Consider the following 14,872-nt stretch of genomic DNA (forward strand, 5'->3'; position numbering starts at 1 on the left):
AATGTCAGCGCGATTATGAGTGAGCTTGGGTCGAGACATCACGCGGCCTCCTTGGGATCGCTGGCAAATACCAGTTCCAGAATGGCGATAAGCTCGCCGGTGGCAGTTCGATTGTTAGCGGTTGCCCGTTCCTTAAGCCGAATTTTCAGGTCGGCAGGAAGCCTAACGAGCATCTGGGTCTTCGTGGTCATAGCGTCTCCGTTCACCATTGAGATACCGGTGACGATCGTATATCTCCGAGATAGCGAATATGCAATATCTCTGAGATAGCTTTAGATAGGATGCCCGATGACCGCCGAACGTCGCAAGCCACAAACAGGAAAGCAATTGCTGCTGCGATTTGCCGAAGGCTCCGATCTGCGGGATCGGCTGGATCGGATCGCAAAAGCGAACGGCAGGTCCACGACAGCGGAAGTCCTGCTTCGGCTGGAGGCCAGTTTGCAGGCCGAGGAAAAAACCGGGGGTTTGTCGTTCGCGCAGACGGTCAAGGCCGCCGACGCAAAGGCAGCATCCGGCGATCCTGATCTTGAGACCCGCGTCTCCGAACTGGAAAAGGCCGTGAAGGCGCTGCAACAGCCGCGATCCTAGTCAGGATGCCGCCCGCACTATTTCAAGATCGCTGTCGATTATGCAACTAATTGCACATCGTCATATTTCCCGTTCCCCCTTCGTTTCGGCAATATCGTTTCCAAGCTTCGGGCAAATCGGATAGCGTGCAGGCGCGTCAGCTACGAGATCAGGTTCAAGCCAAAAATGACGCTGAGAGCGCGGACTGATGGCGATCGAGCCAAGACCGTGAACTCTCACTGCCGGGCATGAGCGTGGCAAGATAGGCCCAGAACTCCTGCCCGTGCGACCGATACCGCAAGTGCGCCAGTTCATGCACGACGACATACTCCAGCACCTTCCTGGGGGCGAATATGAGGTGCCAGTTGATGAGGATATTGCCCTCCGGTCCGCATGATCCCCAGCCATGGGCAAGGTCGGTCGTGCGGATCGACCGGGGCACGAGGCCGAACCGCTTGCCATAATCTGCGGCGAGCTCCTGCACATCGCGCCGGACACGCTGTTTCAGCCAGAGCTTGAGTTCGCTGGCGACGAGGTGGTCGGCATCGTCTCGGGCCCAGTGGGGCAGATCGACGGTGAACCCGTTGCGATAGGTGATCGCGATCCGCTCGGCGTCGGTGCGGCGCACGGTGAGCGGCATGTTGCGGCCCCGATAGGGTATCTTCGATCCGGTGATGAACCGGGGCACGGCGTGGCGGCTGGCAGTGATCCGCTCCATCTCGCGCACGGTGTTGAACACCCATTGCCGTTTGCGCTCAAGGAACCCGGCAATGTCGTCATCATTATCACGGGTCAGCGCCAACACCTCGACATGACCGGGGGTGATGGTGATGCGGCGCTCCGATGCCGTCGCCGACCGGCGAAGTTCGTAGGGGATTTCCTTCCTGCCGATCTGGAGCGTCGGCATCAGGCTCCGCTCCCATAGGCATGGACGGCGAACTCCTCGACCTTCTCGCGGATGGTCTTGGTCTCGCCGATACCGTGATCGGTCAGGATGCGCCGGACCTGCTGGCGCAAAGAGCGGAGATAGGCTTCCATATGCGCAAAGGCGGGCTGGGTTGCGGCGGCGTCGGCATAGATCGCGCCGATGGCGATGGCCGCGTCCTGCAAGGTTTCATGATCGGTATCGGGCACGATGGCCTCGACGATGCGCAGGATCGAGAAGGCGTTCTCGTCCATGCCCAGTTCGGCGTGCGCGCCCTGTTCGGCCTCGATGTCGCCGGTCAGCCTCTCGAACTCGTGCAGGCCATCGGCGGCGGCAAGCTGCCCCTCCTCGAAGCGGCGGATGATCTCCAGCACCCGTTCGGAGAAGCGGCCATATTGCGCCGGGTTCTTGTCCACCAGTTCACGTGTGGTCCGGCGAAGCTCGGCAGACTTGCGCACGAACGCCTCCTGCAATTCCGGCTCGGCCTTGCCTTCGGTGGCGAAGTCATCGACGAAGTTCGGATCGGTTATGCTGCGCAGACGGATGGTGGTGGACAGGCCGGTGACATGGACGTGGGTTTCCAGCATCTCCCTGATCTTGGCCGAATAGCTCCTGTGGTCGAGGCTCTCGTCCTTGGCGATAGCCTGCGTTGCGAGCCGCAGGAAGGCGGAGGCCCATTTTACCTCGGCGGTGAAGTCGAGGATCGCGGGATCGGGCGAGAGGTCAGCATAGACCTTGATGAAGATGCGGGTCAGGCGCTGGAGATCGAACCAGTCGTCCTCCTGCCCCCCGGCTGCCAGCTTGGCGGCGGCATAGGCGGCGGACTTCTCGTCCATACCCTCCAGCCCCATGGCGCGCTTCTGGGCGCGGTAACGGGCGTGTGCTTCCTTGAGGTCATTGCGCAGGATTGCGATGTCGCGCATCGCGTTCTCGACATCCTCGCTGCGGTAGGACTGCAACGCCTCGTCGAGATGGCTGGTGACGCCGATATAATCGACGATCCGCCCGTTCGGCTTGGCGATCTCGCCGCCGTCTGGCAGCCTGATGGTGCAGGTGCGGTTGGTGCGGGCGATGGCCTGAAGGAGATTGTGCTCCTTCAGCGGCTTGTCGAGATACATCACATGCTCAAGGGGCGCGTCGAACCCGGTCAGCAGCTTGTCGCAGACGATCAGGAACTGTGGGTCTTGGCCCATGGCCTTGAACCGCTTCTTCACGTCTTTCTCGGCGGTATCGTCGAGGTAATGCGCCTCCAGCCCGGCACGCAGCGCGGCGATCTCCGGGTTTTCGCTCGGCTTGTTGTCCTCCTGCGATTTTGAATAGACGCAGGCGATCATCGCGTCGGCTTTGGCCTGTGCTTCGCCTGCTTCCATGCCGCCGCGTTCCAGATCGGCGGTGATGACAGTAGAGAGCGCGGCGCGGTAGAGGATAACCGCTTCGCGATCCACGGCGACGATCTGGGCCTTGAACCCGTCCGGCTGGCAGACGGCCTTGAAGTGCTCCCAGATGTCGAGTGCGATCAGCCGGATACGCTCAGGGTGCTTGGCGATGGTGGCGAGCGTTAGCCCCTTGCGCTTCAAATCCTCGCGCTTGTCGTCGGGCAGGTCCACGAACCAGCGGTCGAACAAGATGTCGATCTCGGCCTCGTTAATCGCCCAGTCGGCTTTGCGACCTTCATAGAGGATCGGCACAGTCGCCCCGTCGCGCACCGCATCGTCGATCCCGTATTTGTCGAGATAGCCTTCGCCCGCCACGCTGAACCGGGCGTAGGTGTCCTTATCGGTCGATTTGATCGGCGTGCCGGTAAAGCCGTAGAAATGGGCATCGGGCAGCGTGGCTTGCAAGAACGCGCCCAAATCCTTTTCCTGCGTGCGGTGGCACTCATCGACCAGCACGATCCAGTTCGCGGAGTTCGGGATCGGCTCTTTCGATCCAGCGAACTTGAAGATGGTGGAGAGCAATATCTGCCCGTTGCCGCCCCGGTTCACCGCCTCACGCAAGGCCGCGACCGATCCGCATTGCGTCGGGTTCGGCAGGCCGCAGGCGACGAAGGTTTTGCTGATCTGGTCGTCGAGGTCGATCCGGTCGGTCAACACGAGGATATTGGGGTTGGCTAGGCTGGGTGCGTCGAGCGTCAGGTGGGTTTTGAGCTTGAGGGCGAGGAACACCATGGTCAGGCTCTTGCCCGAACCCTGCGTATGCCAGATCAGGCCCTTGCGATGTTCGCCCGCCGCGACCCGTTCCACCGCCTTGTTGACGGCGCGGAACTGTTGATAGCGGCAGACCTTCTTGATCTTGCGGCCCGTCTCCGGGTCGGTCTCGAACACGATGAAATGCGCCAGCAGGTCGAGAAGGCGGGCTGGCTCGCACAGGCACCACAGGTCTTTGGCAAGATCGTCGGCGAACTCGTCGCGGTGCCGGGGCCATGCATCCGGCCACGGGGCATAGAACTGCGAGGGCGCGCCGGTCGCGCCGTAGAGGGTCGCCATGCCATCGGTGACGAGGTTGAAGGCGTTGGGGTAGAACAGCCGGGGGATGTCCCGCTCATATTGCTTGATCTGCTCGAAGGCTTCCCCGGCGGTCGCCGTGCCCTTCAGCGGGGACTTGGCCTCGATTACTACCAGTGGGATGCCGTTCACGAACAATACAACGTCCGGGATGCGAGGGCGCTGGGCAGCGACGCGGAACTGGCTGGTGACGTGGAAGACGTTACGATCGGGGTTTTTGAAGTCGATCAGCGCAATCGGGCTGTCGCGGTTCTCGCCGGACAGGCGGCGGGAATAGCCGCCGCGCAGCTTGCGCTGCCACTCTTCGTTGTCGGACAGGGTGGACAGGTCGTTATAGATCGCCTCGGCATCCTCCGCGCCGATGCCGTTCAACTCGCGCAGTGCGGCGAGCAGCACGGGCTTGAGGATGACGCGGTTCTCTTCTTCTCGCATCGCCAGAGCCTGCGCTGGGGACAACACCTGCCAGCCCAGCGCCGCCAGTGCATCGAGCGCGGGCTTCTCGGCGAGGCGGTATTCGCTCATTCCGTTGTTCCCGTCGATTGGGCCTCGAAGGTTTCGATTAGGAATAGGCACAGGCTGCCTGCTGAACCGACCGCAAGTCGTGCATGACGTGGAAGCAAACCACGAGAGGAACTTGGCTTGCCGTGACCAGAGCCATATAGGCCCCGCAGTTCATCCATCTGATGCGCGATATTGGCGAGCGAGTTCAAGGTGGCTCTGACGGCATCTACGCCACGAGACCGTTCTGGAATATCCTCAGGTGCGAGTTTCAGCACCTTCAGGGTTTCCTTCACAAGTGCGGCGGGACTGGCTTTACGATCGAAGATCTGTCCTGACCGTTCGATGATGTCCTTGCAGACGGCTTCGATCAGTTCCTTCGCTGAGCCGATCGCGTCCGTGGGGCTTGTCTCCGCTTCCCGGTCGATAATACGAATACGCGACAGGACGTTTTCGTGGTTCAGCCGTTGCCCATGTGCTTTCAAATGCTCAAGGACGGAGGTGGCGGCGGAGCCTGAACGTGCTGCGATATACAATCGGCAGCCGTCGTCCGTTATGTCATATCCATCGAGTTTCAAACATCGTTGAAGCTGCTGGACCTGCCGACTGCGCTCCTCGGTATTGGGGAAATAGTGGGGGCTAAGTATCTGGTTGATGGCCTCCGGCAATTGATCCGACCCACTGAGCTTTCTCCACGCCTCAACTGCGAACTGCCGCTTGCTGCCGAGCACGTGCACCACTTCCTCGTTCAGACCGAACGAGTTGAAGAAGCCAATCAAGCTACTGCTGTTCATGCCGGTAGCAAAGGCAATGTCGCCCAAGCTGGCAATTGCTCCCTGTCCTATCCTCATGACGGCACTCGCACGCGGCCGGAGAGGAGGTCGGACATCAGCGCGACCTTCACCTGTTGACTGCTGTTTACCTCGTTCTCACAGGCCGTTGCAGCCTCCGTAGCTGCTTGGATTACTTCGCCGATCTGATGCTGAACTTCGAGGCTCGGCAGCGGGATTGTGATCCCTTTCAAGCTCGCCGTGTTAATGTTGTAGTTACCCGCCGATGTCGTGGCTGCCTTGAGCAGCTTTTCCCGAACAGGTTGGGAGTTAAGGGTCGCATAAATGTAAGGCGACCATGCCCGGCGCTCATCGAAACGCATCCTGATGAGATAGGACGCAAACATGCAGGTCATCATGCCCTTCGCGATCAGTGCACTTCGTCCGATATACGCCGGGTTCCCGTTAGTCCGGACGACCACAATATCGTCCGGTTCCAGACTGAACCTTCGTAAGTCCGCGTCAGAAACCGATGCGTATTTCAGATCATCCAGTTCGACCCGCCCATTGACGACGTTCGGAATACGCAGCACGGGGTATCCGTCCGCTTCGCTGGCATCGCATTTGGCTGACGTTCCATATCGGATGTCGGTGAGAACATCTCCGAGGCTAACCATCTCATGGCCGTGTCCGTAGCACTGCGCGGTGATTAACGACGCCTGTAATGCACGGGAATGGTCGGCAGCCTGTTGCGCCGCCGCAATCGCCTCATCCACCGACCGCAGCACCTCGGCGATCCGCCGCTGCTCGGCGAGGGGTGGAAGCGGTATTTCAGTTTTCCCGACCAGTGCCGAGTTGAGGTTTCTTTGCGTTCCTGGCTGACTTTGAGCCTCGAAGTGGCGGGTCTGCGCCTGAAGGGTGAAATACAGATAGGTTGGATCAAGCCGCGACTTGTCGATCTCTTTGAACGCGACGAAGCCGTCATGGATGCAAGCATGGATACCGGAAAAAAGTGGACGTCCGATCGTCCCGCAAATGCTCATAATCAAGTCGCCGGGAACGATCTCGACGGATGCAGCCTTCCCCGCGTCGGACAAGTATTGGGTCGTCTGAAGTAGCACCCGATCCGACGCCGTGACATCGCTGATCCGAACCCAGCCATGCCCTTCATCGGAAAACCATCTGGGGTCTTTGATAGGCCGCGGTGACGCTCCCCGCTTCACGCGAGTGAGAGAGCCGATAGCGACGACCGGCCAATCCTCAGGCATCTCAACCGACATAGCCAAGCCTTTCGAGATGCCCAAACATCACGGCTTCCGCCTCATTGCGCTTGGCGATCAGGCCTTGCAGCTTGGCGACCTCTGCCGCGACATCGACCGCCTCGGCATCCGCCCCGGTCTGCACATAGCGACTGATGTTGAGATTATGACCGTTGGCGGCTATCTCCCCGACCGGGACGACGCGGGCTAGCTTCTCGATGTCGGCGAAGGCGTGGACCGCCTCGGCCAGCGTGCGGACGTGATCGTCGGTCAGGAAGTTCTGGGCCTTGCCCGGCTGGAAGGTGGCATCGCCGTTGACAATCAGCACCTTGCCGCGCCGTTCGGCGGGCTTGGCCTTGCGGCATACAAGGATAGCAGCCGGGATGCCCGCGCCGTAAAACAGGTTGGGGGCCAGACCCACAACCGCCTCGATCACGTCGGCATCCAGCATGGCCTGCCTGATCCGCCCCTCGGCCCCGCCACGGAACAGGACGCCGTGCGGGACGACGACGGCCAATATCCCGTCATCCTTCAGGCTGGCGAGCATGTGCTGGACGAAGGCGAGGTCGCCATAGCCTTTGGGTGGGCAGCCATAGAAATCGCGACCGAACGGATCGCCATTCTGCCAGACATCGTGGCCCCACACCTTTTCCGAAAAGGGCGGGTTGGCCAGAACCCGGTCATAGGCTCCGATGCCCTCCACGAACTCGCGGGCCTTGGGGTCATACCGCTTGGGGGACAGGATCGTGTCGCCCTTGGCGATGAAGGCATCATCGACGTTGTGCAGGAACAGGTTGATCTCGGCGATGCCCCACGTCGCGAAATTCTTCTCCTGCCCATAGAGCGACAGGGTGCGGGCATCCTCGCCCCGGTCTTTCAGATACTGCACCGCCTCCAGCAACATGCCGCCGGAACCACAGGTGGGATCGTAGATCGACATGCCGGGGCGCGGCTCGACGATCTCGACCATGAGCCGCACGATCTGACGTGGCGTGTAGAACTCGCCGCCCTTCTTGCCCGCACCCTCGGCGAACATCTTGATGAGATAGAGATAGGCATCGCCCAGCATGTCGGCGGGCACATCGGCATTGCGCAGGCGGTGCTTCTCGAAATGCGACAGCAGCTTTTCCAGCAGCGCGTCGGAGAAGCGATCCTGATTGGCGAAGTCCACATCGCCGAACACGCCGCGCAGCCGCAGGTTGGCGTCTTCGATCGCGGCGAGCGCATTGTTGAGCCGCTGGCCGATCTGCGTAGCGTGCTGGCGCACGGCCTCCCAGCGGTGCTCCTTGGGGATGTGGAAGCGGTGCTCGTCAGGGTCGGCGGCTTCCTCGCGGTCGCCGGTCTCGGCGAGAAGGGTCTCGAACTCTTCGTCCCACACGTCGCACAGGCGCTTATAGAACAGTAGGCCGAAGATATATTGCTTGTAGTCCCCCGCATCGACGGTGCCGCGCAATATGTCCGCTGCGCCCCACAAATGCCGTTCGAGTTCGGATTGCGTCAGTATTGGCATTGATCCCCCAGAAGCGCGGCTCCTCCCTGAGCCACGAACTTTGTTCACCTGATGATCCGATAGCAGCGCCGGGGATTTTTGGCGACACAAAGGAACCGGAAAATGAGATCGCAATTAATTGCACAACGCTGAGGCGTCTGTTCTGGCCTGCTTGTAGGCTCTGATAAGTGAAGGTTATCAGAGGTTGGAGAGACGTCGTTTATGGCTGAGTGACGCTGTATGCTACCGAACGATCGGGTCCAAGATCAAACCGCTTTCTGTCCCCATTAGGCGTCCATGTAGTTGGTATGCTTCATTTTCACTCAATGAAGCCACGCAATCGGCAGCTAGGCGTGCAGGCTTGTCTGCATGGTTGTCTTCCCAAATGTATCGCAATCGAGTGGGGAATAGCTTGAAGTTTGCATTTTTTCCCTCCTTGAGGAAAATTTCAAATAGGTCACGGATGATCTTTTTCTGACCATATTGCTGAGCATGCAGGGCAGGCAGGCCGATGACATAGTGCCGTGCGAAATGTTTCAGCACTCTCACCTCATCGGCAGCGTCTGGTTCGATCGTAACAGCGGGACCGCCCACTTCGCCACTCAAGGAAATTGCGCGTACGTAATTGCCGATTAACAGGGATGTGAAGTTGCGCACTTGACGGCGTTGTTCTCGCGATCCGTTATATACTTCCGTGCTTACGGCTGGAAAAAGTGTGAGCTTACGAGTGATCCGTTCCAAGGCGGCGGACAATCGGCGCGTGCCATCGGCAGGATAATTGGGATCCTTCTTCCATGCCGTCAGCGCGGCTTGGACGATGCCGTCCCTTGTTTCGGGGGCAACGATCTCACTCCAAGGTATAATGCCAACCCGGTGAAAGTCTTCAAGATCGTGGACCGAATAGGCAATGTCATCTGCCCAGTCCATAAGCTCTGCTTCTGCCGACTTGAAACTTCCGTGGCAGTGCTCACGTGCCCACCGAAATTCACGCTCCTCAGAAGTGTATGCGGACCATTTCGATTTCTTATGATCATCGTCGTGGTTGCGTAACCAAGGATATTTCAGCGTCGCTGCAAGCGTAGCGCGAGTGAGATCGAGGCCCGGACTGTCCTTACTGTACCGCACGGCGAGCTTGGTCAGAATGCGAAAGGTCTGAGCGTTGCCTTCGTACCCGTCGGCGGCTGCATCGTCATTGTGACCGCCCACGATTTCAGGATCACGTACGATACGATCGAGTTCGGTTTCGGCTGCATGTCCGAACGGTGGATGTCCTAAATCATGCGCTAAGCAAGCTGCCTCAACAACCTCGGGATCAACCCCATGCACAGCAGCCTGAGCTTCCTGCTCGCGGATACGATGCTGAGCCAAGCGGCGACCTATCTGCGCCACCTTATAGGTATGTTGCTGGCGAGTATGGAAGATGTCGAGCTCACCCGCCCGAACAATCTGTGTGACACCCGCTAGGCGGTGAAAGGCAGAGGAATAGAGGACGCGATCTCGATCCCGCTCGAAATCCCGACGCTGGTCTTTTCCCGCTGCTGATTTATCGCTGTAACACCGCTCAGCACGCGCCGCATGTAGCGACGACACCCCCTCAACTACCACTAACCCCCTCCGCCTCGGCAATTTAGGCCGCGTGTGCGTATTCCACTAGCGCGACGACCATGCCCTCGCTGTCGAGCGAAATTTTTCCACGTTCAATAGCTCTTTGAAGTGCTTCAATTATGCTCGGACTGGCATAACCGCGCTCGATTAGCGCATCAATGAGAGCCTGCGGCTCGATGCGCCCCTGATCGGCTGAACCGATCACATTCAGAATTTCGCCATCTTGCGGGTCTCTATCGGCCATGGTTGCTCTCCAATTGCTTAGACCTCCGCGATCTCGCATAACTCGCCAAATACCTCAGCACGAGACCAGCGCCAGCCACCTCTGACTAGCCGCAGTTTGTCAATTTTCTCCTTACTGTCAAATCTGGCTCTTAACGCAGATTGGTCGCTGGCCGCTCAGAAGCGGCTAGGTGTGGCCTAGGAGCAACGTATGCCATCAGGGGTGGTTTGAGGCCCAAAAAAAATTTTCGCTGCCGCCTGCTGCGTTCTAAGCCTGATACGGGCCATTATGCATGGTGGCCTACGGCGGTGCGGTCACAAAACCGCGCCAGCCGCGTTGTCGGTAAACATGTCACCGTCCCGAATGTAACGGGCGAGCATGGCGTCGCTCTTGTGACCGGTCTGTTGGCGGATTTTCCACGACGAGGCCCCGGCCATTGCGGCACTGGTGGCAAGCCCGGCGCGCAGGGAGTGGCCGGAGAAGGTCGTCGGATCGAAGCCCGCAGCACCCACGCGCTTTTTCATAATCGTCGCGACCGCGTCCCCAGACAAGCGATTGGGGGCGATATGCCCGTGCCGGTCGATGCTGCGGAAGATCGGCCCTTGCTCGATCCCAGCATAGGCAAGCCAGTCGGTGAGATGGCGGACAGGACACCAACGAGTGCGTCCATATGGGATCGCGATTTTGCGACCGTGCCCGGTCTGGTCGGTCTTGGACCGGCGCAGATGCAGGACGATGCCCCGCGCAACAGGCTCAACATCGCCGCAGTCGAACCCGACCAGTTCGGATCGACGAAATGCCCCGGCGAACCCAATCAGCAGCAGCGCCTTATCCCGCACGTCAATGGGGCGGTCGCCCATGCGCTCAAGAACCGCAAACAGATCATCGCGCTGTAACGCCTGCGCTTCGCGTTGGGCCATGCCCTTGGTCCGTCGTATGCCCCGCATGGTCGCCATGACGATCTCGGACCGGCAGGGGTCGTCGAAGCCTGACGCCCGGTGCGCCTTCGCGATGGCTGCCACCCGACGCTGGATCGTGGCGACGGCATGGGTCTCGGCGAGATCGGCTAGATACTCCGCAATGCTCTGCGATGGGCAGGGAATGTCCCTGCCGGACGCCCGGAAATGGGCGAGATCAGCCGCGTAGGCGCGCTGGGTTCCAGCCGATAGGGAATGGGAGAGAAAGCGGCGGACCGGCTCTGAAATCGCCTGTGGAGGCAAAGATGCCGTTGTGTCGTCGAAAGGGATAGCAGAGCTATTTATGCAATTAATTGCAATCATATTTGCAGGAACTGTCTCCAACATTTTTTGTATTTCTCCATTCGGCGTCGGCCCAACAGTTCCGGGGCTTTCCGCCTAAAGTTGTTGTGCCGAAAATCAGGGGGCACGAACTGCGCAGCCGGGGCCGGATCAGCCCAGTTTCCGCTCTTGCCGGACGTAGGCTTCGGCCACCTGATCCTCGCGGCTGGTAAGCAGGTCGTCAGACATGCGGTGAAGCGCCAGCAAGCGGTTCTCGGCCTGGGTATGTCCCTCCAGAGTGCCGTCATGGCGAATATGCCAGACCCCGACATCGGGCAGATCATTGAGGTGGCGGGAGATCAGCAGGAAGCGGTGACAGTGCAGCGGGTCGCCCTCCGAGCACATCAGGGCGGGTCTGCATCGGCTTGCGATGGATAGGACTGTTTCGATCCCTGTTGCGAACTCGGGAGTGCCGCGTCGATCGTCATATGCGGTGGGGCCGCGCTTGGGGTGCCCGCCCAGACTGTCGCCTAAGTGAATGTAAGAGATGCCGACCCGGTTCAACGCTGTCCGCAGATCACGTTTGCGGAACTGGGGCCACCGCGATCTTGGCGACGATCGAACATCAATGATGCAGTTTACGTCGAAATAATCGAGACCGTAATGAAACTCGCCCCAACTCACGTTGGAGTGCCCAATAGTCAAAATGTCTTTCATATCAAACCTTTCAAGCTCCAATGAACTTATCCGAGGTTTGAAATAAATGGCACTATTATCAGTGACTTAAACCGTTTTGCATCGCGATTTTTGCAGTCGTCTGAGACGGCGTGATTTATACAGTCATCGCGACAAGGAGCGCCGAACCTGTCAGCGCCGCCGAGCCGGAGATAGGCGCACGGTCGCCGTTACGGTGTCGACGCTAGGTGGCTACGTGCCAGCCGCACGAGAGCATCCTCCTTGCCGACCAGTCCCTTGCCCCGCCGCTTTGCGCCACATGCAATGAGCGCGGCCTCGACATCGGCATACTGCTCGACAGGCAGGCGTAGGAGAAATGAACGGGTCGGCCCCGCCGATGAGGCGCCCTGCCGCTCCAGAGCCTCTGGGAGGGCGTGTGATGGCGTTCGGAGGGCCAGTTGGAGGTTTGCCCTCATGGCGCGCTGGTTGAGCTTCTGTGGCCGTCTGGCGGCATGGCGGGCGACGATCTGAAGTTTCGTCCAGCCGATCCGCTCAGCCTGCGCTTCGTCGATCCGATACTCGGAGAGAAGCCTGCCCACGTTCGAGAGGTAGAACAGCGCCCGACGCTTGATCCCCGCGATCCGCTCGACCTCGTGCAGGAATGTGCGGTCCTCGTTGTGGGCGGCCCAAAGGGCGCAGGCGAAGGCGTAGAAGTTCTTCGTAGGTTTTACGGCGAGTGTCAGCGCCTCCTGCTTCAGATGTTCGACATCGGGACTGCCTTCAACCGAGGGCATGTTGTGCTCCTATCACGAATGGCTCCGGACCATATCTCGCCGATCCTAACAGGACGTTGACTGCAATTAATTGCAAATGCGTGGGGGCGGGGGACTATAGGGGGTGGGGGCGGGAGGGAGACATGCGTTAGCATGTATCCCCGATCCCTTCCTTCCCGAACAAGGTTCGGGTGAACCCCGCGTTCGGAGCGCAGCGACTGGACGCTGAGGCTTTTTCTGTAGCTTCTTTCGTATCTTCATTAGTCCCTTTATTAAGGTTGCCGATTTTCGTCACACCCATTGCCGAACCACGTCAGAGGTGGTGACGTTTCCCGTCACTGGCTATGACGAAATCCGTCACACCCCCCTGACGATTTCCGTCATACCTCCCCGGCAACTTCATGCTGGAACAGGGCTACAGCTTCCGGTGTCGGACGCAGATGCAACATCGAATGACCCTTGAACTCGGCGGTGATGGTCTCGATCAAGCCCCGCTCCAGCAGCCGGTCCTGAGCGGTGCGGTAAGTTCGTGGAGAGATGCCGAGTTCGTCCGCCCACTGTTTATGGGTTTTCGCGATCCACTTCTTACCGCACTGGACCACGGTGGCCTTGGGCCACCAGTAGCGGATGCGGTAGAGTAGAAGGGCAGCGTCGCCATGGCCGGTCGCCTTCCGAAGTCCCCTGAGGGCATTGTGCTGGAACCCGTCCTTGGTCTTGGGCAGATCGTAACCCGTGAGCATCTTATGGGTCGTGTGCTCGAACGCGTCGCGGAAGTTATAAAAAATGACCTTCTTGAGGTCGTCAGCCACCTCCACCCGATCGGTGAGGTAGTCCCACCATTTAGCAAACATCTTCTTGCACTCTTTGACCAGCGCGGAAGGTGTCGGTTGCTTGAGCGTATACAAGAGTTCTTTCCCGAACTGCATAGCCAGCCATCGGGTAATGCTCACAAGCTGCTGCTGCGATCCAGTGTAAGGGGCTGCGCCGATCTCATCGGGGATGTCGAGATCAGATAATAAGTCCGCGACCGTGATCGCCGCAACGGACGTCTCGGTCTGGGTGGCTGATTTGATGGCCATGGTTCTGGCTCCTTTCGAGTTGAACGGAAGGAGCGTCGGGAGTAGGAATACTGTCGCAAGTCAGCGTCGCCCCGGCGCTCCTGAAGGCCCTCGCCCTGCAAGGCGGGGGTTTCTCGTTTCAGGGGGTGCGCGAGTTTTTCTGCTGGAAACGGGCAGCGATGAGGCATGCCCAACGGACCCAAATGCGGTTAGCAAGCCCGGAAATTTCTTTTGTGATTTCAATAAGGGGTTTATGGGCGGTTAGCAGATATAAGCCGTTGACCTTTCTAGGTTGTGGAATATCGGCTCGGGCCTCCAAATATCGCATGAGCGCGCACTGGCGCTGGCCCCCCGCTCATGTTGACTGCGATGCGCGCGCGGACATCCGGCGGACAAAGGGGAGGGGCATGCTGTATTTTCTGCTGATGAGTCCGGTGCCGCCGTGGATTCCGGATCCGGAAACCTCACCCAGCCCATCGTCCATTACCAATGCGAAATGGTGAACGAGCGGTTCGACCGTCACACGCTCAAGTTCAGGCGCGAGGGCGGGCGCGGTTATTGGCGGGCGCCCGGCGAGGCCGCCGTTACGTCCGGAAAACATGTCATTGAAGAAGATGGCATGGGGTTGTTTTCGGGGATGATAGAGGTCCCACGGCCGGAGAGCGAAAGGCGGGGCGCCTATTTTCGCGACACCGAACGGATTGCCGATGCATCCAGAGCAATCGTCATGGAAGAGGTGACGCCGATATTGAAGATGCTGGAAGACGGCCTGAGTTGGCGGGCGAGTCTCGTCCTGACGATCGACCACGGTTTGCGCGTCGAGCGCGTCGTAGGATTTTGCGATGTCCGTCCCGAAGATCAGGATCCGCTGAACGAAAAGGAAACGCGGGACCTGCTGGCAGGTTGAACGGACAGGCGCCGAATCTCGTCTTCAGGGCGGGACACATCGTGGGGGAGGGGATGGTGGCCGTGCTGGACTGGCTGTTGAGTTGGTCGGGCGTGCTGGGATTCGCAATGGTCCTCGCCGCGCCGGTTTTCGTTGCCCGTTACGGCGTCGCGGGCGCCGGATGGTCGATGCTTCTCATCGGGCTGCTGAGCGCCGCTAGCTTCTGCCATTTCTGGACGGCTGATATCGAGGACGAGGCGCTCATCGGCCATTCGAACGCGGTGGGATTGCTGATGTCGGTCCTGCTTGCCGTTCTCGGTTTCGCGGTCGTCGCCGTCACGCTCGGAATCCGCAAGCTCATGTCGTCCGGAGACGATGCTCCATAGGCGTCGCCTCGTCACG

General features: G+C 59.6%; 15 protein-coding genes. 3 read left to right on the forward strand and 12 right to left on the reverse strand.

What is annotated here, in order from left to right:
- Window positions 1–38 precede the first annotated feature (38 nt).
- A complete protein-coding gene (locus tag SGR02S_RS20065) occupies window positions 39–191 on the reverse strand; it encodes an Arc family DNA-binding protein (protein ID WP_169799668.1) in 153 nt (50 codons plus the stop codon).
- A gap of 97 nt (window positions 192–288) precedes the next feature.
- Between SGR02S_RS20065 and SGR02S_RS09745 the strand changes: the two genes are divergently transcribed.
- Window positions 289–588, forward strand: a complete 300-nt coding sequence (locus SGR02S_RS09745; RefSeq protein ID WP_156483042.1) for an Arc family DNA-binding protein — start codon at window positions 289–291, stop codon at window positions 586–588.
- A 154-nt stretch (window positions 589–742) separates the two neighbouring features.
- Here the strand turns inward: SGR02S_RS09745 and SGR02S_RS09750 are convergent, their stop codons facing one another.
- The 11 genes from SGR02S_RS09750 to SGR02S_RS09795 all read right to left on the reverse strand — a co-directional run bounded on the left by SGR02S_RS09750 (window position 743) and on the right by SGR02S_RS09795 (window position 13,605).
- Window positions 743–1,474, reverse strand: coding sequence for a M48 family metallopeptidase (locus SGR02S_RS09750; RefSeq protein WP_067108626.1), 732 nt, complete (start codon window positions 1,472–1,474; stop codon window positions 743–745).
- Window positions 1,474–4,518 carry a type I restriction endonuclease subunit R gene (locus SGR02S_RS09755; RefSeq protein ID WP_067108627.1) on the reverse strand — a complete coding sequence of 1,015 codons (3,045 nt, stop codon included), beginning with the start codon at window positions 4,516–4,518 and terminating at the stop codon, window positions 1,474–1,476. The genes SGR02S_RS09750 and SGR02S_RS09755 overlap by 1 nt, the downstream gene beginning before the upstream one ends.
- Window positions 4,515–5,288 carry an abortive infection family protein gene (locus tag SGR02S_RS09760; RefSeq protein ID WP_169799669.1) on the reverse strand — a complete coding sequence of 258 codons (774 nt, stop codon included), beginning with the start codon at window positions 5,286–5,288 and terminating at the stop codon, window positions 4,515–4,517. Before SGR02S_RS09760 ends, SGR02S_RS09755 begins: the two co-directional genes overlap by 4 nt.
- A 53-nt stretch (window positions 5,289–5,341) precedes the next feature.
- The gene (locus SGR02S_RS09765; RefSeq protein WP_067108633.1) at window positions 5,342–6,544 is read right to left on the reverse strand and encodes a restriction endonuclease subunit S; all 1,203 of its coding nucleotides are present in this window, start codon (window positions 6,542–6,544) and stop codon (window positions 5,342–5,344) included.
- Entirely contained in the window at window positions 6,534–8,033 is a 1,500-nt protein-coding gene (locus SGR02S_RS09770; protein ID WP_067108637.1) for a type I restriction-modification system subunit M, read from the reverse strand. The genes SGR02S_RS09765 and SGR02S_RS09770 overlap by 11 nt, the downstream gene beginning before the upstream one ends.
- Window positions 8,034–8,255: 222 nt before the next feature.
- Window positions 8,256–9,602, reverse strand: a complete 1,347-nt coding sequence (locus SGR02S_RS19600) for a deoxyguanosinetriphosphate triphosphohydrolase family protein (protein WP_082797080.1) — start codon at window positions 9,600–9,602, stop codon at window positions 8,256–8,258.
- A 37-nt stretch (window positions 9,603–9,639) separates the two neighbouring features.
- On the reverse strand, window positions 9,640–9,861 hold the full coding sequence (locus SGR02S_RS09775) for a hypothetical protein (protein WP_067108640.1): 222 nt from the start codon (window positions 9,859–9,861) through the stop codon (window positions 9,640–9,642).
- Window positions 9,862–10,154: 293 nt separating this feature from the next.
- Window positions 10,155–11,144, reverse strand: a complete 990-nt coding sequence (locus SGR02S_RS09780; protein ID WP_255211441.1) for a site-specific integrase — start codon at window positions 11,142–11,144, stop codon at window positions 10,155–10,157.
- A gap of 105 nt (window positions 11,145–11,249) precedes the next feature.
- Window positions 11,250–11,795, reverse strand: coding sequence for a DUF488 domain-containing protein (locus SGR02S_RS09785; protein WP_156483043.1), 546 nt, complete (start codon window positions 11,793–11,795; stop codon window positions 11,250–11,252).
- Between the two features lie 188 nt (window positions 11,796–11,983).
- A complete protein-coding gene (locus SGR02S_RS09790; RefSeq protein WP_067108644.1) occupies window positions 11,984–12,547 on the reverse strand; it encodes a hypothetical protein in 564 nt (187 codons plus the stop codon).
- Window positions 12,548–12,906: 359 nt separating this feature from the next.
- Window positions 12,907–13,605 carry a hypothetical protein gene (locus SGR02S_RS09795; RefSeq protein ID WP_067108647.1) on the reverse strand — a complete coding sequence of 233 codons (699 nt, stop codon included), beginning with the start codon at window positions 13,603–13,605 and terminating at the stop codon, window positions 12,907–12,909.
- A gap of 421 nt (window positions 13,606–14,026) precedes the next feature.
- On the opposite strand from SGR02S_RS09795, the gene SGR02S_RS09800 reads away from it, so the two are divergent.
- Together SGR02S_RS09800 and SGR02S_RS09805 are read left to right on the forward strand one after the other, a co-directional pair.
- Window positions 14,027–14,491, forward strand: a complete 465-nt coding sequence (locus SGR02S_RS09800; RefSeq protein WP_156483044.1) for a hypothetical protein — start codon at window positions 14,027–14,029, stop codon at window positions 14,489–14,491.
- A 53-nt stretch (window positions 14,492–14,544) separates the two neighbouring features.
- Entirely contained in the window at window positions 14,545–14,856 is a 312-nt protein-coding gene (locus SGR02S_RS09805) for a hypothetical protein (RefSeq protein ID WP_076077115.1), read from the forward strand.
- The last annotated feature ends 16 nt before the right edge of the window (window positions 14,857–14,872 follow it).

The organism is Sphingopyxis granuli NBRC 100800, assembly GCF_001591045.1.
GTDB lineage: Bacteria > Pseudomonadota > Alphaproteobacteria > Sphingomonadales > Sphingomonadaceae > Sphingopyxis > Sphingopyxis granuli.